This is a genomic window from Micromonospora haikouensis, from assembly GCF_900091595.1.
Taxonomy (GTDB): Bacteria; Actinomycetota; Actinomycetes; order Mycobacteriales; family Micromonosporaceae; genus Micromonospora; species Micromonospora haikouensis.
On record NZ_FMCW01000013.1, the window covers coordinates 175,074 to 197,455 of the forward strand.

At 74.3% G+C, this 22,382-nt stretch carries 20 protein-coding genes; 9 read left to right on the forward strand and 11 right to left on the reverse strand.

The genetic code is table 11. From position 1 onward, the window contains the following. Nucleotides 1-12: 12 nt before the first annotated feature. Entirely contained in the window at nt 13-486 is a 474-nt protein-coding gene (locus GA0070558_RS15455) for a hypothetical protein (protein ID WP_091280160.1), read from the forward strand. Here the strand turns inward: GA0070558_RS15455 and GA0070558_RS15460 are convergent. Further along, nucleotides 449-1,456, reverse strand: a complete 1,008-nt coding sequence (locus tag GA0070558_RS15460) for a DUF389 domain-containing protein (RefSeq protein ID WP_091280163.1) — start codon at nt 1,454-1,456, stop codon at nt 449-451. The two genes, GA0070558_RS15455 and GA0070558_RS15460, sit on opposite strands and share 38 nt — an antisense overlap. 179 nt (nt 1,457-1,635) lie before the next feature. Here GA0070558_RS15460 and GA0070558_RS15465 point away from each other — a divergent pair, with 179 nt between their 5' ends. From GA0070558_RS15465 to GA0070558_RS15490, 6 genes are all read left to right on the forward strand, one after another. Next, nucleotides 1,636-2,979, forward strand: coding sequence for a lipopolysaccharide biosynthesis protein (locus GA0070558_RS15465; RefSeq protein WP_091280165.1), 1,344 nt, complete (start codon nt 1,636-1,638; stop codon nt 2,977-2,979). A gap of 34 nt (nt 2,980-3,013) precedes the next feature. Next, nucleotides 3,014-4,228 carry a glycosyltransferase gene (locus GA0070558_RS15470; RefSeq protein WP_091280168.1) on the forward strand — a complete coding sequence of 405 codons (1,215 nt, stop codon included), beginning with the start codon at nt 3,014-3,016 and terminating at the stop codon, nt 4,226-4,228. Between the two features lie 239 nt (nt 4,229-4,467). Next, nucleotides 4,468-5,601 carry a DegT/DnrJ/EryC1/StrS family aminotransferase gene (locus tag GA0070558_RS15475; RefSeq protein ID WP_256091961.1) on the forward strand — a complete coding sequence of 378 codons (1,134 nt, stop codon included), beginning with the start codon at nt 4,468-4,470 and terminating at the stop codon, nt 5,599-5,601. After that, nucleotides 5,598-6,239, forward strand: coding sequence for a sugar transferase (locus GA0070558_RS15480; protein WP_091280170.1), 642 nt, complete (start codon nt 5,598-5,600; stop codon nt 6,237-6,239). Before GA0070558_RS15475 ends, GA0070558_RS15480 begins: the two co-directional genes overlap by 4 nt. Beyond that, nucleotides 6,236-6,880, forward strand: a complete 645-nt coding sequence (locus tag GA0070558_RS15485; protein ID WP_091280172.1) for a NeuD/PglB/VioB family sugar acetyltransferase — start codon at nt 6,236-6,238, stop codon at nt 6,878-6,880. Before GA0070558_RS15480 ends, GA0070558_RS15485 begins: the two co-directional genes overlap by 4 nt. Then, nucleotides 6,877-8,061, forward strand: a complete 1,185-nt coding sequence (locus GA0070558_RS15490) for a glycosyltransferase (protein WP_091280175.1) — start codon at nt 6,877-6,879, stop codon at nt 8,059-8,061. The genes GA0070558_RS15485 and GA0070558_RS15490 overlap by 4 nt, the downstream gene beginning before the upstream one ends. A gap of 130 nt (nt 8,062-8,191) precedes the next feature. On the opposite strand, the gene GA0070558_RS15495 is transcribed toward GA0070558_RS15490, so the two are convergent. The 4 genes from GA0070558_RS15495 to GA0070558_RS15510 are packed head-to-tail and all read right to left on the reverse strand — an operon-like array spanning nt 8,192 to nt 12,167. Continuing rightward, nucleotides 8,192-9,181, reverse strand: coding sequence for an NAD-dependent epimerase/dehydratase family protein (locus tag GA0070558_RS15495; RefSeq protein WP_091280176.1), 990 nt, complete (start codon nt 9,179-9,181; stop codon nt 8,192-8,194). After that, complete coding sequence (locus GA0070558_RS15500; protein WP_091280179.1) at nt 9,178-10,503, reverse strand: nucleotide sugar dehydrogenase; 1,326 nt, start codon at nt 10,501-10,503, stop codon at nt 9,178-9,180. Before GA0070558_RS15500 ends, GA0070558_RS15495 begins: the two co-directional genes overlap by 4 nt. A 60-nt stretch (nt 10,504-10,563) precedes the next feature. After that, complete coding sequence (locus GA0070558_RS15505; RefSeq protein WP_256091962.1) at nt 10,564-11,442, reverse strand: NAD-dependent epimerase/dehydratase family protein; 879 nt, start codon at nt 11,440-11,442, stop codon at nt 10,564-10,566. Further along, a complete protein-coding gene (locus GA0070558_RS15510) occupies nt 11,439-12,167 on the reverse strand; it encodes a sugar phosphate nucleotidyltransferase (protein ID WP_091280181.1) in 729 nt (242 codons plus the stop codon). The genes GA0070558_RS15505 and GA0070558_RS15510 overlap by 4 nt, the downstream gene beginning before the upstream one ends. Before the next feature lie 290 nt (nt 12,168-12,457). Here GA0070558_RS15510 and GA0070558_RS15515 point away from each other — a divergent pair, with 290 nt between their 5' ends. Both GA0070558_RS15515 and GA0070558_RS15520 read left to right on the forward strand, forming a co-directional pair. Beyond that, entirely contained in the window at nt 12,458-13,990 is a 1,533-nt protein-coding gene (locus tag GA0070558_RS15515) for a hypothetical protein (protein WP_091280186.1), read from the forward strand. Between the two features lie 65 nt (nt 13,991-14,055). Further along, complete coding sequence (locus GA0070558_RS15520) at nt 14,056-15,225, forward strand: glycosyltransferase family 4 protein (protein WP_091280189.1); 1,170 nt, start codon at nt 14,056-14,058, stop codon at nt 15,223-15,225. 46 nt (nt 15,226-15,271) lie between these two features. Here the strand turns inward: GA0070558_RS15520 and wecB are convergent, their stop codons facing one another. From wecB to GA0070558_RS15550, 6 genes are all read right to left on the reverse strand, one after another. Continuing rightward, a complete protein-coding gene (gene wecB / locus GA0070558_RS15525; RefSeq protein ID WP_091280392.1) occupies nt 15,272-16,414 on the reverse strand; it encodes a non-hydrolyzing UDP-N-acetylglucosamine 2-epimerase in 1,143 nt (380 codons plus the stop codon). A gap of 52 nt (nt 16,415-16,466) precedes the next feature. Continuing rightward, on the reverse strand, nt 16,467-17,567 hold the full coding sequence (locus GA0070558_RS15530; RefSeq protein WP_091280192.1) for a polysaccharide biosynthesis C-terminal domain-containing protein: 1,101 nt from the start codon (nt 17,565-17,567) through the stop codon (nt 16,467-16,469). Next, nucleotides 17,564-18,601 (reverse strand): polysaccharide biosynthesis protein, encoded by a 1,038-nt coding sequence (locus tag GA0070558_RS15535; protein WP_091280195.1) that lies wholly within the window; start codon nt 18,599-18,601, stop codon nt 17,564-17,566. The genes GA0070558_RS15530 and GA0070558_RS15535 overlap by 4 nt, the downstream gene beginning before the upstream one ends. Before the next feature lie 115 nt (nt 18,602-18,716). After that, nucleotides 18,717-19,916, reverse strand: a complete 1,200-nt coding sequence (locus tag GA0070558_RS15540) for a glycosyltransferase (protein ID WP_091280199.1) — start codon at nt 19,914-19,916, stop codon at nt 18,717-18,719. Next, nucleotides 19,913-21,433 carry a lipopolysaccharide biosynthesis protein gene (locus tag GA0070558_RS15545; RefSeq protein WP_256091963.1) on the reverse strand — a complete coding sequence of 507 codons (1,521 nt, stop codon included), beginning with the start codon at nt 21,431-21,433 and terminating at the stop codon, nt 19,913-19,915. The genes GA0070558_RS15540 and GA0070558_RS15545 overlap by 4 nt, the downstream gene beginning before the upstream one ends. Then, nucleotides 21,400-22,344, reverse strand: coding sequence for an NAD-dependent epimerase/dehydratase family protein (locus GA0070558_RS15550; RefSeq protein ID WP_091280202.1), 945 nt, complete (start codon nt 22,342-22,344; stop codon nt 21,400-21,402). Before GA0070558_RS15550 ends, GA0070558_RS15545 begins: the two co-directional genes overlap by 34 nt. Between the last annotated feature and the right edge of the window lie 38 nt (nt 22,345-22,382).

Genomic DNA, 22,382 nt, shown 5'->3' on the forward strand with positions numbered 1-22,382 from the left:
GGACGCGGGCCCATGACACGGGCGCGTGACCGCGCGCGTACCGTCGGCGGCGTGGGTGAGGACGACGACCTTCGGTGGCGGGAGCGGCAGCGGCACGCGGTGCGGGCGCATGCGGCGGCCGACGCCGAACAGCGCGCCGCGGAGCAGGCGGAGGCCGCGGAGCTGGTGGCCCGGTTCGCCGCCGAGGCGCTGCGGCGCGGGCTGCGCAGCGAGCCGCTGCGGGCGATCGGCTACGACGGTCGCGGCCACTACCGCACCCGGATCACCGGCTGGTACGTGGACCGGGCCCGCACCCGCGCCGTGGACACCGAGGGTCGCTTCTATCTGCTCGCCGTGCCGCGCAGCCTGCGGGCGCGGTTGTTCGGGGCGGAGCCGGAGCCCACCCCGCCGCCGCTGGTGGTCGGGCGCGGCGGCCGGGACGGCGAGTCGGTGCCCCTGGCGACCTTGCTCAGCCTGCGTCTCGAGGCGGGCGACGACTGGCGGTGAGCCGCGCCGCGCGGCCGGACCGCGGCCGGGGCACGCTGCCTGCGAACCGCCATTGCACCCAGCGCCACCAGCAGAGCTGCACGACCAGGGTGAGCAGGCCTGCCAGCACGATGGCGGTCAGGTTGATCACGAGTTGGAGGGCGGAGCCCGCCGCCTCCCGCCACACCCCGTAGGCGGCGGCGACCGCGACGTTCGCGGCGGCCGGCACGGTGGTGACCGAGATCAGCACGCCGACGAGCGAGCCGGACTTCTTCGAGGTCAGCGAGAGCATCCCGGCCACGCCGGCCAGCAGGCCGACCACCCAGGACAGCGCGTCGGGCCGCCAGATGAAGTCGGTCAGCGGCCGGTCGGCCAGCAGCATCCCCCGGTCCACCAGCCCGGCGGCGGTCAGCGCCCAGGTGCTCAGCACGGTGGCCAGCATGGCAGCGAGAAAGCCCACCACGAGGGCCTGCACCGAACGGCCGACGACGGCGGGCCGGCGGCGCAGCAACGCCACGCAGAGGGCGGCGAGCGGACCGAACTCGGGGCCGACCACCATCGCACCGACGATCAGGATCGGCTGGTCGAGCAGCACACCGATGCCGGCGATCATGGTGGCCACCACGATCAGCACCAGGAACGTCGCGGAGAGTTCGGTCTGCTCGCCGGTCTTCGCGGCGATCTCGTCCCAGACGACCGCGTCCGTGCCGCTGCCCGGGGCCTCCTCGGCGGCCCGGTCCGCGGCGGCGGACAGCGTCAGCTCCACGTCGTCGGCGGCGATGCCGCCGCGCGCCTCGACGCCGAGTCGTTGCAGTTCGTGCAGGACGACGTCGGCCCGCTCGCGGACCACGTCGCACAGGACGAGGTCACCCGGGGGCCGGCGGGCCGCGCCGGGCAGGACCGCCAGGTGGGTCACGCCCGGGTCCGCGCCGAGCAGGTCCACCACGGCCGACGACTGGTCCGGGGGCACGATCACCCGCAGATGCAGCACAGCTCGCTCCCCAGGAGATGGGCCGGGCCCTACGCCCCGCGCAGCACCATACCCGTCCGGCGTTCCGCGCGCCGCCGGCCGTGGCCGTAACGCGACACGTGGCCCCGGGGTTAGTGGGATGAGGACCGCGAGCGGGCGGGGGTGCGTCGTCGGTCCGACCGGAGACGAAGGGGTCGACGTTGGCCAACCCAGCGCCGGGCGGCCGGTGGTCCGGCCTGTCGAAGGTGAGCTGGTTCCTCGCCGGCCTGGCCATGACCTCGCTCGCGCAGTGGACGATCGTCACGGTGCTCGCCCGGGCCGGCAGCCCCGGCCTGGTGGGCCAGTACGCCCTCGGTCTCGCCGTCGGCGCGCCGGTCGTCCTGGCCTGCGGGCTCGGACTGCAGCCGGTCCTGGTCACCGACGTGGCCAGCCGGTTCACGTTCCACGAGTACCTGCGGCTGCGGCTGGCCGGGATGGCGGTGGCGCTCCTCGCGATCGGCGTCGTCGCGTACTCGATGGGCTCCGGGGGTGGGCCTGTCGTCTTCCTCGTCGGCGTGGCGAAGGCGCTCGACGCCGTCGGCGAGATCTACTTCGGCATCCTGCAACGCCGTCGCGCGATGCGTACCGTCGGGTTGTCGATGGCCCTCAACGCCGCGCTCTCGGTCGTCGTCACCACGGGCCTGCTCCTGGCGACCGGCAGCGTCGCCCTCGCGGCCCTCGGCTCGGTCGCCGGTTCGGCGCTCGGCTCCGTCGGCTACCCCCGGTGGGTGGTCCGTCCGGACCTGCGGCGGGCCGGCGGAGCGGGCGGGAGCCAGGCGCTGCGCCGACAGCGGCGGCTGTTCGCCACCGCCCTGCCCGTCGGCTTCGCCTACAGCCTCACCTCGTTCACGGGCAACGTGCCGATGTACGTCGTGCAGCACGAGTTGGGCACGCAGGCCCTGGGGGTGTTCGCCGCGCTGAGCTACACGACGATGGCGGCGAACCTCCTCTACGCCGCGATGTACCAGGTGCTCCTGCACCGGATGGCCGAACTGTCCGGCGCGGGACAGCTGCGGGCGCTGCGCGTCCTGGTCGCCCGGCTCGTGCTGGGCTCGCTGCTGTTCGGGCTGGCGGGCGCGTTGGTCGCCCGGGTGGCCGGCGAGGCGGTGCTGGGGCTGCTCTACGGGCGTGACTACTCCCGGCACTGGCCCGTGCTGGTCGTCCTCGCGTTGGGCATCGGGGCCAGCGGCGCGCTGTACTTCGTCAACGCCGCGCTGCTGGCACTGCACCGCTTCCAGCACCACCTGACGGCGACCCTGCCCACGCTCGGGCTCGTCGCGGTGGCGAGCCTGCTGCTGGTCCCCCGGCACGGGCTGATCGGCGCGGCGTCGGCCGTCGTCCTGGCGCTGGTGGTGGAGGCCGTCACCAAGGCGCTGCTGCTGCGCCACGCGCTGGTCGGGGCGACCGGCGGGTCCGGCGTGCCGCGCGACGAGGAGCCACCGGACCTGCCTTCCGCAGGACCGGTGCCACCGGAACGAAGTACCGTACCGAAAGTCGCCACTTAACCACGCAATCGACATTTTGGACAGTGAGCTACCGATGACCTGCCTCGCCATCGTCACGGAGTACCGATTCGTCCGCACTCCCGACGGACGGCTATGGGTCGGGGTCGGCCCGGAGTACGACATCTGGACCCGCTACCTCGCGGCCTTCGACCGGGTCCGGGTGATCGCCCGGGTGCAGGACGTCCAGGAACGGCCGGCGGGGGTCGCCCGGGTCGACGGCCCGGGCGTCGAGGTGTGGCCGCTGCCGTACTACGTGGGGGCGGGCGGGTTCCTCACCCGCGCGCCGCTGATCCGGCGTACGGCGCTGGAGGGCACCAGGGACGCCGACGTCGTCATGCTCCGGGTGCCCTCCCCCATCGCCAACACGATCAGCGGCCACTTCGACCGGCGACGGCGGCCCTACTGCCTGGAGGTCGTCGGCGACCCCGACGCCGTGCTGTCGCGCGGGGTCGTCGACCACCCGCTGCGTCCCCTCCTGCGCCGCTGGGCCACCGCCGCGATGCGGCGGCAGTGCCGGCTGGCGGCGGCGGCCGTGTACGAGACCGGGCGCACCCTCCAGGCGCGGTACCCGGCGCGGGACGGATCCCTCAACGAGGGCATCTCCTCCGTCGAACTGCCCGGTGCCGCCTTCGCGGCCGCCCCCCGGACGCACGACGCCCCGCCGGGGCGGGCGGTCCTGATCTCGGTCGGCACGCTCGACCAGCTGTACAAGGGCATCGACACCCTGATCGAGGCGCTGGCGCTCCTCGACGACGGCGCGACGACGCACCGGCTCGTGCACGTCGGCCGGGGCCGGCACCTCCCGACGCTGCGCCGGCTCGCCGAGGAGCGGGGCGTCGCCGACCGGGTCGAGTTCGCCGGCTGGCTGCCCACCCCCGACGATCTCAGGCGACGGCTCGACCAGGCCGACCTGTTCGTCATGCCGTCGCGCACCGAAGGGCTGCCCCGGGCCCTGATCGAGGCCATGGCCCGGGGTCTGCCCGCGATCGGCTCGGCCGTCGGTGGGATCCCCGAGTTGCTGCCGCCCGACTGCCTGGTGCGGCCGGGTGACCCCGCCGCGCTGGCGGCGGCCCTGCGGGGGATGTTGTCCGACCCGCGGCGGCTGACCGAGGCGTCGGCGCGCAACCTCGCCGCCGCCCGCGCGTTCGGGGCGGACGCGCTGGCCGCCCGGCGTACCACCTTCTACCGTTCTTTGCGCCACCTCGGGGCCGCCCCCGCCGCGCGGGTGGGCAGGCCCGCCGCCCGCTGAGGGAGCCGGGAGCGCGCCCCGCCCGAGGATGGCCGGGCGCGGGGCACGTCCGCCGGGCGGCGCGCGTCCGACGCCTGCTCGCCGAGACGTAGTCGGTGCGGCCACTTTGTCCATTGGTCGCTTTTATTGTGATCAAAACTGATAAAAGTGGTATGTCGCATGAAACCGCCACGGGAGTCCATCATGAACGCTCGCCGCCCCGCAGTCCGGCCTCGTGCCACGTCCCCGAGTGAGGCGACGTGACGGGCCGCATCGCGCTCTTCCAGCCCGATGTGGGCCCACTCGAGGAGTCCTTCCTGCTGCGCGCCTTCCGCTCCGGCTGGCCGGGGCCGGCCGGCCCCGAGACGGAGGCGTTCGAGGCCGAGATCGCCGGGCGGGCGGGGGTCCGGCACGCCGTCGGGGTCAGCTCGGGGACGGCCGCGCTGCACCTGGCGCTGCTCGCCTGCGGCGCGGGCCCCGGCACGGTCGTCGTGGTGCCGACGCTCACCTTCGCCGCGACGGCCAACGCGGCCGTCTACACCGGGGCGCGGCCCGTCTTCGTCGACAGCGACCCCGCCACCGGCAACGTCGACCCGGGCCTGCTGGCCGGCCTGCTCGACCGCCTGGCCGCCGCCGGCACCCGGGTCGCCGCCGTGATGTCGGTCGACCTCAACGGCACCTGCGCGGACTACTCACGGCTGCGCCCGATCTGCCGGGCCGCCGGAGTGCCCCTGGTGGAGGACGCCGCCCAGGCCCTCGGATCGACCCACCAGGGCGAGCCGGCGGGGTCCTTCGGCGGGCTCGGCACGTTCTCCTTCAGCTGGAACAAGGTCATCACCACCTCGGCGGGCGGGATGGTGGTGACGGACGACGCGGCGCTCGCGGCCCGCTGCCGGCACCTGTCGACCCAGGCCCGCGAGCCGGTGACGCACTACGAGCACCGGGACGTGGGCTACAACTACCGGCTGAGCAACCTGCTCGCCGCCGTCGGGCGGGCGCAGTTGCGCCGGCTCGACGAGATGATCGAGCGCCGCCGCCGGCTACGGGAGCGGTACGCGAAGCTGTTCGCCGCCGTCCCCGGCACCCGGATCGTCGGCGACGGCGACCCCGGGGCCAACTGCTGGCTGACGTCGGTGGTGGTGGACCCGGAGGTGGCCGGCTGGGGGGCGGAGCACCTGGGCCGCCGCCTGGCCCAGCGGGGCATCGAGACGCGGCCGATGTGGAAGCCGATGCACCGCCAGCCCGTCTTCGCCGGCCACGACGCCGTGGTCACCGGCGTCGCCGACCGGCTCTTCGCGCGCAGCATCTCGCTGCCCAGCGGATCGAGCCTGACCGACGCCGACACCGACCGGCTTGTCGAGGTGCTCGAAGAATTCCTGGAGGAGCGGGGATGAACCGACATCGCTACGAGCAGATCAAGCGCGTTCTGGACGTGACCGTGGCGGCCCTGGTGCTCGTTCTGGCCGCCCCGGTGATGGGGGCGACAGCCCTGGCCATCGCCCTGACCATGGGTCGGCCGGTCCTGTTCCGCCAGGCCCGCCCCGGGCTGCACGGCGAGCTGTTCGAGCTGGTCAAGTTCCGGTCCATGCGGGCCGATGGCGACCCGCTGTCCCCCGTCCAGGACGCCGGGCGGATCACCCCGCTGGGCCGTTGGCTGCGGGCCACGAGCCTGGACGAACTGCCCTCCCTGTGGAACGTGCTGCGGGGCGACATGAGCCTCGTCGGGCCGCGTCCCCTGCTGCCGCAGTACGTGCCGCGCTACACCGCCGAGCAGTTCCGCCGCCACGAGGTCCGCCCGGGCGTCACCGGCCTGCAGCAGGTACGCGGACGCAACGCCCTCGCCTGGGAGGAGCGCTTCGTGCTCGACGTCTGGTACGTCGAGCACCGCAGCCTCCTGCTGGACCTGCGCATTCTCGCCTGGACGGTGGTCACCGTGCTGCGCCGCGACGGCATCACGGCGCCCGGCAGCGCGACCGCCCACGAATACCGGGGCGTCTCGGTGCCCGACCGCACGCGGGAGCCCGCCCGATGAGCCCGGAGCTGGTGATCGTCGGGTGCGGCGGCCACGGCCGGGAGATCCTCGGCATCGTCCGGGCGGTCAACGAGGCGGCCCTCGGCGGCCCGGTCTGGCACGTGCGGGGGTTCGTCGACGACGACCCGACGGAGGAGAACCGCAAGCGGGTGCAACGGCTCGGCGTGCCGTGGCTCGGCCCGGTGTCGTCCCTGGCCGACGCCGGGGGCGCGCACGTGGCGGTCGGCGTCGGCGATCCACGGGCGCGCGGGCGGGTCGCCCGCCGGGTCGACTCGTACGGGCTGCCGGCGGCGGTGCTGGTCCACCCGGACGCCACCCTCGGCGCGGACGCCCGCGTCGGCGAGGGGACGGTGCTGTTCGCCGGTGCCCGGGTGACCACCAACGTGACGCTGGGTCGGCACGTGCACCTGAACCAGAACGCGGCGGTCGGCCACGACTGCGTGTTCGGCGACCACGTCTCGGTCAATCCGCTCGCCGCCGTCTCCGGCGACTGCCGGCTCGACTCGGACGTGCTGATCGGGGCGGGCGCGGTGGTCCTGCAGGGACTCCGGGTGGGCGCGGGCGCGACCGTCGGCGCGGCGGCCTGCGTGGTGCGTGACGTGCCGGCCGGCGTGGTGGTGAAGGGGGTGCCGGCAAGGTGAGGGTCGTCGTCACCACCGAGTACCGCTACGCCGCCACGCCCGACGGCCGGGTCTGGACCACGCACGCGCACGGCTACGACGTCTGGCGGCGCTACCTCACGGCCTTCGACGAGGTGCGCGTCGTGGCCCGGGTGGCCGAGCAGCCCCAGGTGCCGGAGACGGCACTGCGGGTCGACGGCCCCGGGGTCACGGTGCACCCGGTGCCGCACTACGTCGGGCCGCAGCAGTACCTGCGCCAGCGGGTGCCCATCGGCCGTGCCATGGCGACTGCGGCCGGACGCGACGACGCGGTGATCCTGCGGGTGCCCTCCGCGCTGGGATCCCTGCTGGCCGGCGTCCGCCGCCGGCACGGCCTGCCCTATGCGCTGGAGGTCGTGGGCGACCCGTACGACGTGCTCGCGCCGGGGGTGGTCCGGCATCCGCTACGGCCCCTGCTGCGGCAGCGCTTCGCGACCCGGCTGCGCCGCGAATGCGGCTCGGCGGTCGCCGTCTCCTACGTGACGGCGGACTATCTCCAGGCCCGCTACCCGGCGGCCCCCCACGCGCCGACGGTCAACGTGTCGAGCATCGACCTGCCGCCCGAGGCGTTCGCCGCCGCACCGCGTGCCGTCCGGGCCGATACCGGGGGCGACCGCACGCTCATCTCCATCGGGACGCTGGACCAGCTCTACAAGGGCGTCGACACGCTCATCGAGGCGGTGGCCCGGCTGGCGTCGCGCGGGGTCGACGTCCGGCTCGTCCACGCCGGCACCGGGCGGTTCGCCGGGCACCTGGCGGCCCTGGCAGAGGCGCGGGGCGTCGCCGACCGGGTGACGTTCGCCGGCTGGGTGGCCCCGGGCGCACCGTTGTACGCCCACCTCGACGCGGCCGACCTGGCGGTCGTCCCGTCGCGGACCGAAGGGCTGCCCCGCGCGCTGATCGAGGCCATGGCCCGCGCGCTGCCGGCGATCGGCACCGCCGTCGGCGGGATCCCGGAGCTGCTGGCGCCCGAGGACCTGGTGGGCCCCGACGACCCGGCGGCGCTGGCGGAGGCGATCGCCCGGATGCTGGCCGACCCGGACCGGATGGCGCTCGCCTCGGCCCGCAACCTCGCCCACGCCCGGCGCTACTCCCGCGACTCCCTGGAGCCCCGGCGGCACGCCTTCTACCAGTCGGTGCGCGAGGCCACGGCCCGGCGGTGAGCGGCGCGCCCACCGGTGGCCGCCCGCTCGCGGCCGGGCCGCCAGGTGCGGCCCGGCCGACGCCACGGCCACCACGCACGACGGTGGCGGGAGCCGACCGCTCTCCCGCCACCCGCCTTTCACCCGCCCGTCACCGGCCGCGGGCGTCCTCCGTGCCGGCGCGCCAGGCGCGGTACCAGTCGAAGGTCCGACGCACCCCGTCCTCCAGCGGCACCACCGGCTCGAAGCCGGTCAGCCGCCGCAGCGTCGCCAGGTCGGGGCAGCGGCGGTGCACCGACCCGGGCGGCGCGGGCATCGGTTGCAGGACCGGGGCCGCGTCGGCGACCCGCAGCACCAGCTTGGCCAGGTCGCCGATGTTGGTCTGCTCGGCGTCGTTGCCGATGTGCACGATCTCGCCGGCCGCAGCCGGGCAGCGCATCAGCCGCAGCACCGCCTCGACCGCGTCGTCGACGTGGCAGAACGCGCGGTACTGGTCGGCGCCCCACACCCGGAACGGATCCTCCCCGTCGAGGGCGCGCAGCGACATCTCCGGGATGACGTGGTCCGTGCCCATCCTGGGGCCGTACACGTTGTGGAAGCGCCCGACCGTGGCGGCGCAGCGTCGGGCGCGGGCGGCGTGCACGAAGGCGGCCTCGCCGAGCAGCTTGCTGATCGCGTACGAGAACCGGGGCGACGTGACGTCGGTGATCATGACGGGAACGTCCTCGGCCGTCGGCACCGGCACGACGCGGGCGTCGACGCCGCCGGCGTACACCTCGCTGGTGGAGCTGAAGAAGACCCGGTCGCCGGGCTCGACCCAGTCCAGCAGATGCAGGGCGGTCAGGGTGTTGACCCGGATCACCCGTGTCGGATCGGCCTCGACGTTGCGCACCCCGACCACGGCGGCGAGCAGGTAGATCTCGTCGCAGCCGCGGGGCAGCGCCGCCCACGCCTGCGGCCGGGTCAGGTCCGCCGAGACGACCTCGACGGCCGGGTCGCCGCGCAACGCGCCGAGCCGTTCGTCGTCGCGGCCCCGGGAAAAGTCGTCGACGACGACCACCCGGTGGCCTTCGGCGAGCAGCCGCTCGGTCAGGTGCAGGCCGATGAAGCCCGCGCCGCCGAGGACGAGTGCCCGCCTCACGCCGTCACCCGGCCGGTGGGGGCGGCGGCGCGCGGCGCGGGGAGGTAGCCGATGCCGGCGTACCGCGCCCCGGCGGCGGTCACCGTCGCCTCGTCCAGGATCCGCCAGGAGTCGTAGACGACGCCCGCCCCGCCGGCCGCGAGCAGGCCGCCGATCTCCAGCGCCCGGTAGTCGGGGTGGTCGTTGACCACGAGCACCGCGTCGCTGTCGCCGAATGCCTTGTCCAGGCTGGTCGGCTCTCCGCCGTAGGCCCGGATCACCTGGTCGGGCACCATCGGGTCGTGCCCGAGCACGACCAGCCCGGCCGCCCGGAAGACCGGCATCATCGCGGCGATGGGCGTGCCGCGCATGTCGTCGGTAGGCGGCCAGCCCTTGTAGGCCCAGCCCAGCACGGCCAGCCGGGCGCCAACGGTGTCGCCGCGCCGCTGCCGGATCAGCTCCACGACGGTCTCGGCGACGTGCACCGGCAGCTGCTCGTTGAGCCGTCGGGCCGCACCGACCAGGAACGCGCCGTCGTCTCCGGCGCTGGCCACCATCAGGTACGGATCCTTCGACAGGCAGCCGCCGCCGACGTACCCGGGCCGGCTCAGGTCCGGCCGGGGGTAGTCGAGGTTGGCGGCCCGGATCACCTCCAGCGGGTCGAGGCCGTGCCGCTCGGCGATCAGCGCCACCTCGTTGCCGAACGAGTAGATCAGGTCGGTGTGGCAGTTGTTGGAGAGCTTGACCAGCTCGGCGGCCTCCAGGCTGGACACCGGCACCGTCTGCCGGGCGAGCCCGCCGAACAGCTCCAACCCGGCGTGCAGGCTCTCGTCGTCCACGCCGCCGACGACCTGGGGCAGCTCGACCAGTTCCCGCAGCGCCTGCCCCTGGATGGTCCGTTCCGGCGCCATCACCAGCAGCGCCCGCCCCCACGCCGCGGTCAGCGCCGGCAGGACCACCCGCCGGCTCGTCCCGACGGGGACGGTGCTGCGGACGACCACCAGCGTCTGCGGGCCGCACCAGCGGGCCACCTGCTCGGCGGCCGCCGCGAGGTTGGACAGGTCGGGCCGCCGGGACCGCTCGTCGACCGGCGTGGAGACGCTGAGCACCACCGCGTCGAGGTCCGTCGGCAGCTCGTCGTCGACGAACACCGAACGGCCCGCGTGCGTGGCGAACACGTCGGCGATGCCCGGCTCGAAGATGTGCGGGCGGCCGCCGCGCAACGCCGCCCGCACCGCCGGGTTCGCGTCCACCCCGTGCACCTCGAACCCCTTGCGCGCCAGCGCGGCGGCCAGCGTCAGCCCGACGTAGCCGAGGCCGACGATCCCAATCCTGCGATACACGTTGTCTTCTTCCCCTCGTTTGTCGTGCTCGGTGCACCGGCGCGCCCGCGGGCGGACCGGTCAGGCGCCCATCGCGGCCCAGCTCGCCTTGACCGACTCGGCGAGGTCGTAGGAGGTTCCCCAGCCCAGGTCGCGCGCGGCCCGGGAGATGTCGCCGCACATCCAGTCGACCGCCGCCGAGCGGCCCGGGGCCGGCTGGTCCTCGCGTACCGCGCCGGTGAAGCCGGCGGCCTCCGCCATCAGCCGGACCGCCTCCCGCACCGGCACCGCCCGGCCACTGGCGACGTTGTAGACCCGCTGCGGCAGCCAGGGTGCCCGGACGGCGGCGGCCACGGCGGCGGCCACGTCCCGGACGTCGACGAAGTCCCGGTGGGCCGAGAGGGGGCCGACGGTGATGCGGCCACCGGGCGTCGCGCGGCGCAGCAGCGTCGCGACCCGGCCGAGCACGGTGTCGGCGGACAGGCCGGGGCCGATCGGGTTGAACACCCGCAGGGTGACGCCGTCGACCCGGCCCGCGGCGGCGGCCAGTTCGACCAGCCGGGTGGCGGTCAGGTGGGTCAGGCCGTACTCGCTCACCGGGCGCGCGTCGTCGCTCTCGGCGGCGGCGTGCCCGTGCGGCACCGGCCCGTACTCCCCGGCGGAGCCGATCCGCACCAGCCGCGCGCCGGGGGCCTCGGCCGCGACGGCCTCGACGAGCTTCGCGGTCACCGACACGTTCGCCGCGACGAGTTCGTCGGCCCGCCCGTCGAGCCGACCGGTGCAGGCCACCACCGCGTCGGGTCGGGCGGCGCGCAGCAGCGCGGCCAGTTCGTCGACGTCGCAGGCGACGAGGTCGACGTCGCGCCGGCCGGGGCAGACCAGCGCCGCGTGCGGGCGCAGGGCGGCGCGGACGTGCCCGCCGATGAAGCCGGAGCCCCCGAGGACCAGGACGGTGGTCACACCGGCTCCGGGGTGCGCGGGGACAGCAGGATCGGCCGGAGCCGTTCGAACGCCCGGTTGGCCTCGTCGTAGTCCTCGGGCCGGCCGATGTCGAGCCAGTACCCGTCGAACGGGTAGCTCGCCGGCGGCTCCCCGCGCTCGAGCAGGTCCAGCACGAGCTGGTCGAAGCCGAAGGCGAGCCCGGCCGGGTACGCGGCGATGGTGCGCGCGGAGAGGCCGTAGACGCCCATGCTGACGTGGTAGTCGAGGATGGGCTTCTCGCTGAACTCGACCACCCGGCCGTCCTCGACCGAGAGCACGCCGAAGTCGATCTTCACGGTGCGGTGGAAGGTCGCCACGGTCAGCGGGGCCTCGGAGGCGGCGTGGGTGCGCAGCAGGTCGCCGTAGTCCAGGTCCGTGAGCACGTCCCCGTTCATCACCAGGAAGTGCTCGGGCAGCCGGTCGCGGATGCCGAACAACGGGCCGATCGTCGACAGGGGAACGCTCTCCTCGACGTACCGCACACACAGCCCGAACCGGGAGCCGTCGCCGACGAAGGCCCGGATCAGCGAGCCGAGGTGGTTGATCGCCAGGGTGACATCGGTGAAGCCACAGCTCGCGAGCTGATGCAGGACGATCTCCAGGATCGCGTGGCTGTCCCCGATCGGCACCAACGGCTTCGGCAGCGAGGTCGTGTACGGCTTGAGCCGCGTTCCCTTGCCGCCGGCCATGATCACTACATGCATCTCGTCATCCGATCCGTCCGCCGCTGCCGGCGCCCCGGCCGCCGCCAGGCATGAGCCAGGCGTCGCCGGGCGGTACGCCCCCGTAACACCCAGGGCAACGACCGACCCGCATCCAGGAAACGCCCATAACAGAGCATTAGCCGTTTTTCTCCCGGCATGGCTCGCGTCCACCCGGACGGATCCATCCGGCCCCCCGCCCCGTAGCGCTGAGTAACGTTCCCGGCCCGGACCTGGTTAGGAGGGTGTCGACGCCACCGGCGCACCCATCGCCGCCGCACGAGGAGGATCCGATGACGACCCTGGCTGGTCCCGCCGCACGACCCGTCGGCGCGCTCCGCGCGACCGGGCCGGTGACCACGGGGAAGCCGGTGGACAACAACGTCCTGGCCGTGATTCTCGTGACGTCGCTGAGCCTCACGCTGATGGCGTGCCTACCGGACCTGCGCCACTGGTTCATGGTGCCCACGACCCTCACCGGCGTCCTCATCGGCGCCGAGGCGCTGCGGTGGTTCCGCCGGGGCGTCGACGTGTTCGACCCGCGGGCCTGCGCGGGCCTGATCGGGCTCCAGTTCCTCTACCTCGCGCCGATCCTGAACGTGGCCCTCGACGAGTGGGTGACGGGCGTCTACAACCAGCCCGTCTGGCGCGACGCGCTCGGCATGCTCGGCATCCTCAACGCGGTCGGCACGGCCCTCTACCGGGTAGTGCTCGCCCTCCCCCGCCGGCCCCGCCAGCGGCACCGCCGGGCGCCTTCGATGCACCTGCCCACCTTCTACGCGGCGGGCCTGGCCCTGGCGGTGGTCAGCACCGCCGCGATGGGCTACGAGATCGCCATCTTCGGCGGCATCGACGGTTTCGTCGCCACGATGGCCGACCAGGCCAACCGGGTCAAGGACATGACCGGGCTCGGCCCGCTCATCGTGCTCTCCGAGGCGTTCCCGTACGTCCTCTTCACCCTCGCGCTCGTCCGCTGGCGCAAGACGTTCGCCCGGCGCACCGTCCTGCTGGTCCTGCTCGTGCTCGCGCTGACCGTGACGCAGTTCTTCATCGGCGGGCTCAAGGGCAGCCGGAGCAGCACGCTCTGGCCGCTGCTGCTGGCCCTCGTCCTGATCAACGTCACCGTCCGGCGGGTGCCCCGCAAGGTTCTCGCCGGGGTGGCGGTGCTCGCCTTCGCCTTCATCTACCTGTATGCCTTCTACAAGCTGGGCGGCACCAAGGCCCTCGACGAGATCCGGCGGGCAGGCACGGTCCAGGGCGCCGTGTCGGACACGGGGCGGGACATGCCCATGCTGCTCACCGCGGACCTGGGCCGGGCCGACATCCAGAGCGTCATTCTGCAGCGCTACCTCGACGGCCAGTTCGAACCGGTGCTCGGGGCGACCTACGCCAACGCCTGGTTCATGTTCCTGCCCGACGGCCTCTTCCCCGACGTGCCGGCCAGCAAGGTCGACGTGGGATCGCGCATCCTCTACAACCCGCTCTACTCGGCGGGGGAGGGCAGCTCCAGCAAGATCTACGGCACGGCCGGCGAGGGCATCATCAACTTCGGCCTGGTCGGCGGCGTGCTCTCCTTCGTGGCCTTCGGCCTCGCCGTCCGCGCCGTCCAGGGGTACTACACGGCGGCCGTGGACGCCCCGGAGCTGACGCCGAAGCTCGTCGCGCCCGTGGTGTGGGTCCTCGTCACCACCCAGAGCTCCGACCTCGACAACATCCTGTTCTGCCTCGTCAAGTACTCCATGCCGACGCTCCTGCTGGTCTGGCTGGCCTGCCGGTTCGGCCGCCGGCACCGCACCCGCGTACGCCCGCTGTCCGCGGTGCCCTGACCCGCGCCGGTCCCCTGCGGCGCGGGACCGCCCCGACCCGCCCCATCGCCGACCAAGGAGTGCCCATGACCCTCGCGGATCCGACCGCGCCCCACCCGGCCCAGCGCCGTCCAGCGGAGTCGACGCCGGCCGTGCGGGTCCTGCACGTGGTCGGGTGCCTCGACCGGGGCGGCATCGAGATGGCGTCGCTGGACATCTGCCGCGCCGTGCCACCCGGGCAGGCGCACCAGACCTTCGTCACCGTCAACGGCGTGACGGGGTCGCTGACCCCGGCTTACCGGGATGCCGGGGCCACCGTCGTGCAGTGTCCGATCCGGCCCGGCCACCTGTTCCCCCTGCGGCTGTGGCGCTGCCTGCGCGCCGTCCGTCCCGACGTGGTCGTCTCCCACATCAGCCTGTTCAGCGCGGCGGTGCTGGCCGCCGCCCGGGTCGCCCGGGTGCCGGTGCGGATCGCCCGGATGTGGAGCGAGGGCGACGGCAAGCCGGCCTCGCTGCGACGTCGCCTCCTGCGCCGACTGTGCCGGGTCGTGCTCGCGCACGCCGCGACCGACGTCCTGGGGGTGACGGCCGCGGCCGTCGACTTCGCCGGTCCCCGGCCGCACGACCGCCGGTACCGGGTGCTGTACAACGGCGTGGACACCAGCAGGGCCGATGGCTGGGACCGCGCCACCGCCCGACGGCGCTGGGACCTGCCCGGCGACGAGCCGGTGTTCGGCTTCCTCGGCCGGGCCCACCCGGTGAAGAACCGCCCCTTCCTCGTGGAGGTGCACCGCGCCGCGCGGGAGCACCGCCCGGGGGTCCGGCTGCTGGTCGCCGGGCCGCTGGGCGTCGACGACCTGACCGCCGCGCATCCGGGCGTCGACCGCGACCCGCACGTCGTGCTCGCCGGTGAGGTCGAGGAGGTCGGCCCGGTGCTGCACGCCGCCGACGTGCTGCTGCTGCCCTCCTTGCGGGAGGGCCTGCCCGGCGTGGTGCTCGAAGCGCTCGCCGTCGGCGTCCCGGTCGTGGCGGCCGACCTGCCGTCCCTGCGGGAGCTGTCCGGCCTCGTCTCGGGGCTGACCCTGGTGCCGCTGAGCGCCGGGCCGCAGGTCTGGGCCCGGGTCGCGCTGGAACAGGCCGGCGCGGACGACGTCCGGCGTGCCGAGATCGCCCGCGTGCTGCGCGGGTCGCCGCTCACCCTGGACCACGTCGCGCGGCAGTGGCGTCGGCTGTGGGGGGTCGACCCGGCCCCGTGACTCCGGCGGCGTCCGCCCGCCCTGCCGGCGGACGGACGGACGGGCGTCACGACGCGGGCTGGCACCGGGGCCGGATGCCGGCCCAGTCGTGGTGGCGGCGCACGGTCGACAGGATGAAGTCGACCACCCGGCGGGACGTGTCCGGCACCCGGTAGTCCGCCGGGCACGGCACGCCGTGCGCGGCCACCTGGTCGACGGTGAGGGCGACCGCCTCGACGACGCCCGCCGGGTCGAGCCCGGTCATGATGATGCCGCCGGCGTCCAGCGCCTCCGGGCGTTCGATAGACTCCCGCAGCGTCACGGCGGGAAAGCCGAGGATGGCGGACTCCTCGCTGATCGTGCCGCTGTCGGACAGCGTGCACCGCGCCCGGGTCTGCAGGCGGACGTAGTCGAGGAACCCGAACGGCTCGTGGAAGTCGATGCCGTCGAGCGCCACGTCGGCGGCGGGGATCGCCTCCAGCCGCTTGCGGGTGCGCGGGTGGGTGGACACGAGCACCGGCAGCCGCCAGGTGTCCCGCACGGCCGCCAGGCAGTCCAGCAGCCGCCGCAGCCGCGCCGGGTCGTCGACGTTCTCCTCCCGGTGGGCGCTGACCACGAAGTATCCGCCGGGTTCGAGGCCCAGCCGATCGAGCACCGAGGAGGTCTCCACGGCGGCGCGGTGGTGCTCCAGCACCTCCCGCATGGGCGATCCGGTGTGCAGGATGCGGCGCGGGTGCAACCCCTCGGCGAGCAGGTTGCGCCGGGCGTGCTCGGTGTAGACCAGGTTGAAGTCGGCGACGTGGTCGACCATCCGCCGGTTGGTCTCCTCGGGCACGTTGAGGTCGAAGCAGCGGTTGCCGGCCTCCATGTGGTAGACGGGCACCCGCATCCGCCGGGCCATCAGCGCCGCGATGCAGCTGTTCGTGTCGCCCAGCACCAGCAGGGCGTCCGGGCGGTGCTCCTCGATCGCCGCCTCCACGCCCACCAGCACTCCGCCGAGCACCCGGCCGAGGGACGCCGTGTCCACCCGCAGGAACCGGTCGGGGCGGCGCAGCCGCAGGTCGCTGAAGAACACGTCGGACAGCGCCGGGGCCCAGTTCTGCCCGGTGTGCACGAGGACGTGGTCCACCGTCCGGTCCAGCAGGGCGATCACCCGGGACAGCCGGATGATCTCCGGCCGGGTGCCGACCACCGTCATGACCCTGGTCATCAGGTCCACCTCCGTCGTTCGCACACCGGGACCCGCCGCCGTCGACCGCGCCCTACGCGGCGGCCACGGGCTCCGGGTAGGTGTCCGGCCGGGCCGGGTCGAACAGGTCGTTCGTCCAGAAGAGGGTGAGCAGGTCCCCGTCGCCGGTGTTGGTGATGTCGTGCGCCCACATCGTCGGCATGTCCACCACGACCGGCTCGGCCCCGTCGACCGGGAACCGGACCAGCTCCCGCCCACCGACCCGGCGGAGCCGGATCTCGGCGCGTCCGCGCAGCACGACGAAGCGCTCCACCTTGGCCAGGTGGAAGTGCTCCCCCCGGGTCACGCCGGGGCGGGTCGCCGAGCAGAACGCCTGCCCCGCGCCGTGGCTGCGGACCGCCTCCACCAGCTCGCCCCGGTGGTCGACGCGGCGGACGAGCGGGATCGGATAGCCCGCCGGGAACAGGTGCGAGCGGTAGGTGTTGAACAACCGCACGTCGTGCCGGTCGGTCAGCGGTGGGAGGTCCCCGCTGCGGTAGGTCGCCGCGAACCCGGCCAGCCGGCCGGCGAGGGCGTGGACGCCGATGCGCAGCGCCGGCATCGCGGCGTCCCAGGCCCCGGCCGGCGGGGCGTCGAGCAGCGCGGCGGCGGCGTCGGTGACGTGCACGAGGCGCAGCTCGCGGTCGTCGCGCAGCTCGGGCTCCCCGCCGTCGGCGAGGACCCGGCAGAATGTCGCGGTCACGGAGTTGTAGAACGGCCGCCCGTGCTCGCCGTACAGGTGCGGCAGGCGGTGGTCGACGAGGTGGCAGCCGGCGGCGGCCCTGGCCAGGATCGCCGCCGCCGCCGCCTTCGAGTCGCCGTAGGGGGTGCCGTTGCCGGCCTGGACGGTGTTCGCGTACACCAGGGTCTTCGGCGGCTGCGCGCAGCGGCGCAGGCCGCGCGCGAGCGCCTCGGCGACGGCGACGTTGCCGGCCGCCACCTCGGCCGGCTCCCCACGGTTGGCCCCGGCCAGGTGCAGCACCCGGTCGACGCCGCTGAGCCGGTCGGCCAGCACGGCCGCGTCGGCCAGGTCGGCCCGGCCGATCAGGACGGGATCGGGCCAGCCGAGCGCGCGCAGGAGCACCCGGGTGTGCCAGCCGAGGAAGCCCTCCGCGCCGGTGAGGGCGACCTTCACGAGGTCAGCACCGGCTCGCGCAGGGCCAGCTCCGCGCGGATCTCGGGCAGCGTGCGCAGCAGCGCCACGATCTCCGGTACGGTGAGCCGCCGCGCGTTCGCGGAGGTGAAGTCCTCGGCCGGACGGCCGCCGAGGGTCCCCTCGGTGACGTATGCCGCGTAGTTGAGATCGCGGGCGTCGACCGGCACCCGGAAGAAGTCGCCGAAGTCCTCGGCCCGCGCGAGTTCCTCGCGGCTGGCCAGCGTCTCGTGCTGCTTCTCGCCGTGCCGCACCCCGATCACGTCGTACTTGGCCGGCACGTCGAAGAGCTGGCACAGGGCGACGACCAGGTCGCCGATGGCACACGCGGCGGCCTTGCGGACGAAGACGTCGCCGGCCCGTGCGTGCGCGAAGGCGTGCTCGACCAGTTCGACCGAGTCGGCCAGGGACATCAGGAACCGGGTCATCGCGGGGTTGGTCACGGTGGGCATCGCGCCGGAGCGGATCTGCTCGACGAACAGCGGGATCACCGAACCCCGGGAGTACATGACGTTGCCGTACCGGACGCAGGACACGACGGTGCCGCCCGAGCTGCCCCGGGCGTGCGCCTGGGCGACCTTCTCCATCAGCGCCTTGGTCAGGCCCATGGCGTTGATGGGTTGGACGGCCTTGTCGGTGCTGAGCACCACCACCGAGCTAACCCCGTTGCGGGTGGCCGCCTCGATGAGGTTCGCGCTGCCCAGCACATTGGTGCGGACGGCCTCCAGCGGAAAGAACTCGCACGACGGCACCTGCTTGAGGGCGGCGGCGTGGAAGACGAAGTCCACCCCCCGGCTGGCGCGCTGCACGCTGTCGTAGTCGCGCACGTCGCCGATGTGGTAGCTCACCCGGCCGTCGCCGAGGGCGCGGCGCATCGCGTCCTGCTTGGCCTCGTCCCGGCTGAGCACCCGGACCTCGCCCACACCGCGATCGAGCAGCCGCCGGGTCATCGTCCGGCCGAACGAGCCGGTCCCCCCGGTGATCAGCACCCGACGCCCCGCTGTCGTTGGGTTCATCAGCGTTTCCTCGTCCTCGCCCCTGGTTCGGCCTGTCGGTCGTCGCCGAGATCAACGACCCGGGGCACCACTAGTCACGCATTAGTGGCAAAAGGTGCATATCACCCCTGGTGCTTCAGGGCCGGACCGAGTCCAGGAAGTCGGCCAGCGCCCGCGCGTGGACCCTGAAGTCGAACGACTCCAGGGCCCGCCGACGGGCGGCCTTACGCATGAGGGCACGGTCCTCCACGCTCAGCAGCAGCGCCCGGCGCAGGGTCGCGGCGAGGGCGTCCACCGAGTGGTCGGGGCAGACCAGCCCCTCGACCCCGTCGGTCAGGTGCTCGGCCAGGTCACTGGTCAGGTTGGCGATCACCGGCGTGCCGTTGGCCAGGCTCTCGCCGAACTTCGTGGGGAACCCGGCCCGGTTGAAGCGCGTCGGCGGGCGCAGCAGCACGCTGAAGTCCGCCCGGCGGACCTCGGCCCACACCTGCTGCTGCGGCAGCCGGCCCAGCACCCGCACCCCTGCCGGCACCGGTTCGCCCCCGAGTAGCTCGCGGACCCGCTCGACGGTGGGGCCGACGATGCGCAGCTCGACCCGGTCCCCGGATTCGTCGACCAGTCGCACCGCCCGCACGATGGTGGCGACGAGGTCCTTGCGGCCCGGGTCGCCCGCGTACACGAGCCCGAGGGGACCGTCGCCGTCGGACCAGTGGTCGGCGAGGACGGCGAGGGCGCGGGCGTCCAGCGTCGGCGGCACCCGCAGCACCGGCAGCCCGTACCCCCGGAAGTGGTCGCCGAGGTAGGAGCTGACCGCGATGACGCCGGCGCAGCGCGGGTAGTGGTACCGGAACGCCAGCAGCGCGCTGAGGTACGGCGGGGCGAACCGGCCGCCCCGCAGCTGCTCGGGGCTGTACCGGTCCACCACGTCGGCGATCAGCGGCACCCCGTTGCGCCGGCACCAGGCCCGCAGGCGTGCCGCGTAGGGGGCGTCGCCGTTGTAGAGCACCACATGGCTCGGCCGCGTCGGCCGGCTGTCCAGCCAGCGCACCGTCCGCGCCCCCCAGCTCCACCACGCCCGCACCGCCTTGTCGAGCTTCCCCGCCCCGGCTGGCGGGATCTCGCCCAACCCGAGGTAGGACACCGAGCCCGGCCCCACCGCCTCGGGCAGCGGGGTCAGCCCGGGACCGTGCTCGCCGCAGGCGACGACGACGTGCCGCCCTGCCGCCGCCAGCGAGCAGGCGATGCCGTGCACCCGCCGCGAGCTCGCCTGCCCCCAGGGGAACCGGAAGGGGCCGACGATCGCCACCCAGCCCGCCCCGCCGTCCGTCCGCGTCATGGCATCGGCCTCCGTTCCCGGCGGGCCCCGACGGCGTCGCCGTCCTGCTCAACGGCGGGCCCGGCGGACGGACTCGCCGGGCGGAGGCCAGCGTACCGGGCGAGCGTGCGCCGATAGCCGTACCAGCCGGCGGGCAGCACGGTCAGCGCGTAGACGGCGGTGCCGACGAACGGGACGGCCGCCAGCCCGTACGCCTCGACGGCGTGCCACTTGGCCACCGCGGCGACGCCGACGTAGGCGACCAGCCCGACCACCTGCGGACGGACCACCCCGGCGGCGTTCTGCACCATCATCAGGGCCGAGAACGAGCCGATCAGCAGGAACCACAGCGCGAGGCCGCCGAGCAGCCACCGGTCGCCGTCGAGCGGCACCGGCAGCCAGGCGGCGAACAGCCGGTCGCCCACCAGCACCAGCCCGACCGCAGGCGGCACGGTGGCGAGCACGGAGAGCACGACCATCCGGCGGACCGTCCGGCGGACCCAGGCCAGGTCGCCACGGGCCAGGGCGTCGCCGTTGGCCGACCACAGCGGCAGGTTGAGCACCGTCACCAGCGCGCCGAGCAGCAGCGCCAGCCGGGCCGGCACCGCGTACGCGGTGACGCTCTCCGGGCCGAGGGTGTGCGTGATGATCAGGTTGTCCATGTTGGTCGACAGCCCGGTCAGGACCGTCACCAGGAAGAACATCCCGCCGAGACGGAGCAGCGCGGCCCCCAACCGGCGGTCGACCGCGCCGATGCCCGGCCGCAGCGCGGGCATCCGCCGGCCGTAGACCCACGCGCTGTTCGCCAGGTTGGCCAGCAGCGGACCCGCCGACGCGGCGGCGACGACCGCGACGGCCGGCAGCCCCAGCCGCGCCACGAGCAGCACCAGCGGGACCGTCGCCAACGCGCCCGCCCCCTGCCACAGGTTGCTCTCGCCCACCTGCTGGTAGGCGTACTGCACGCGGACCACCAGGGCCAGCGGAATGTTCACCAGGAACGAGGTCAGGCAGATCAGCACCACGGCCCGGGTCTCCCCCGGCTCCACCACCCCCGCCACGTTGAACAGCGACGTCCACGGCACCAGCCAGGCCAGCGACCACAGCAGGACGCCCAGCGTCACGGCCACGACGGTGAGCACCGCGTAGGCGGTGGAGACGTACCCGCGCGCCCGGGCCGTGTCGCCGCTGGCGTAGCAGGGCGCGAGCTTGGTCATCAGCCCGGCGCCGAGGCCCAGGTCGGCGAAGGCCGCCATGCCGGTCAGGGCGAGCACCGCCATCCACAGCCCGTAGCGCTCCGCGCCCAGCCGAGACAGGCAGATCGGGATCAGGAGCACGGGCGCGAGCAGGCCGACGCCCCGCGCGACGCCGGCGGTCAGGACACCGGTGGCCAGCCGGCGGCTCCGCCCGGCACCGGCGGGCGGAGCGGCGGCCAGCGCCCGCGCGCCGGCCTCCGGCGGCCCCTCGGGAGCGACGGTCCCCAGCGCCGAGCGGGGCTCCGGCACGGTCAGCGGCCGGCGGGCACGCGACCGGCCATCCAACCGACGGTGGCCTCCAGCCCTTCCCGCAACGGGTGGGGACGCACGGCGGGGAACAGGTCCCGCAGCCGCCCGCAGTCCGCCTGGGAGTCGCGCACGTCGCCCGTGCGTGGCGGCCCGTACAGGGTCTCCAGCCGCCGGCCGAGCACCGCCTCCAACTCGGCGACGAGGTCGAGCAGGGAGATGCGGGCGCCGAACGCGAGGTTCACGGTGTCCGGGACGTGCACCCGGCGCAGGATCGCGTCCACGAGCACGTCGGTGACGCTGCCGACGTAGGTGAAGTCGCGGGTCTGCAGGCCGTCGCCGAAGATCTCCAGCGGCCGGCCGTCCAGCGCGGCCGAGACGAACCGCGGCACCACCGCCGCGTACGCGTGGTCGGCGGCCTGCCGGGGCCCGAAGACGTTGAAGAAGCGGAACGGCAGCACCGGCAGCCCGTAGCAGGAGGCGTACGCGTTGGCGTACGCCTCCGTCGCGAGCTTCGACACCGCGTACGGGCTCATCGGCATCGGGCGCAGGGTCTCCCGCCTCGGCAACACCGGGTTCGCCCCGTACACCGACGACGAGGACGCCAGGATGGTCTGCCCGACACCGTGCCGCCGCGCCGCCTCCAGCACCGTCAGCGTGCCGGTGGCGTTGGCATGGTGGCTGCGCAGCGGGTCCGCGATGGACCGGGGGACCGACCCGAGGGCACCCAGGTGCACCACGCTCGCCGCACCGGCAACGGCCTCGTCGAGCAGGTCAGGATCCATGACGGAGCCCACCAGCAGGCGCACCGGGAGGTCCGCCAGGTTGTCCAACGAACCCGTGGAGAGGTCGTCGACCACCACGATCTCGCCGACCCCGTCGACCCGGATCAGCTCCCGGACCAGGTTGGAGCCGATGAAGCCCGCGCCCCCGGTCACCACGACCCTCACGATCCGGCACCCGTCACGACCATCGCGCGCATGGCGCT

Coding starts and splice junctions, on each gene's coding strand:
- GA0070558_RS15515 (WP_091280186.1), top strand. CDS start 12,458: ATGACGACCCTGGCTGGTCCCGCCGCACGACCCGTCGGCGCGCTCCGC.
- GA0070558_RS15455 (WP_091280160.1), top strand. CDS start 13: ATGACACGGGCGCGTGACCGCGCGCGTACCGTCGGCGGCGTGGGTGAG.
- GA0070558_RS15540 (WP_091280199.1), bottom strand. CDS start 19,916: ATGACGCGGACGGACGGCGGGGCGGGCTGGGTGGCGATCGTCGGCCCC.
- GA0070558_RS15480 (WP_091280170.1), top strand. CDS start 5,598: ATGAACCGACATCGCTACGAGCAGATCAAGCGCGTTCTGGACGTGACC.
- GA0070558_RS15485 (WP_091280172.1), top strand. CDS start 6,236: ATGAGCCCGGAGCTGGTGATCGTCGGGTGCGGCGGCCACGGCCGGGAG.
- GA0070558_RS15520 (WP_091280189.1), top strand. CDS start 14,056: ATGACCCTCGCGGATCCGACCGCGCCCCACCCGGCCCAGCGCCGTCCA.
- GA0070558_RS15535 (WP_091280195.1), bottom strand. CDS start 18,601: ATGAACCCAACGACAGCGGGGCGTCGGGTGCTGATCACCGGGGGGACC.
- wecB (WP_091280392.1), bottom strand. CDS start 16,414: ATGACCAGGGTCATGACGGTGGTCGGCACCCGGCCGGAGATCATCCGG.
- GA0070558_RS15470 (WP_091280168.1), top strand. CDS start 3,014: ATGACCTGCCTCGCCATCGTCACGGAGTACCGATTCGTCCGCACTCCC.
- GA0070558_RS15510 (WP_091280181.1), bottom strand. CDS start 12,167: ATGCATGTAGTGATCATGGCCGGCGGCAAGGGAACGCGGCTCAAGCCG.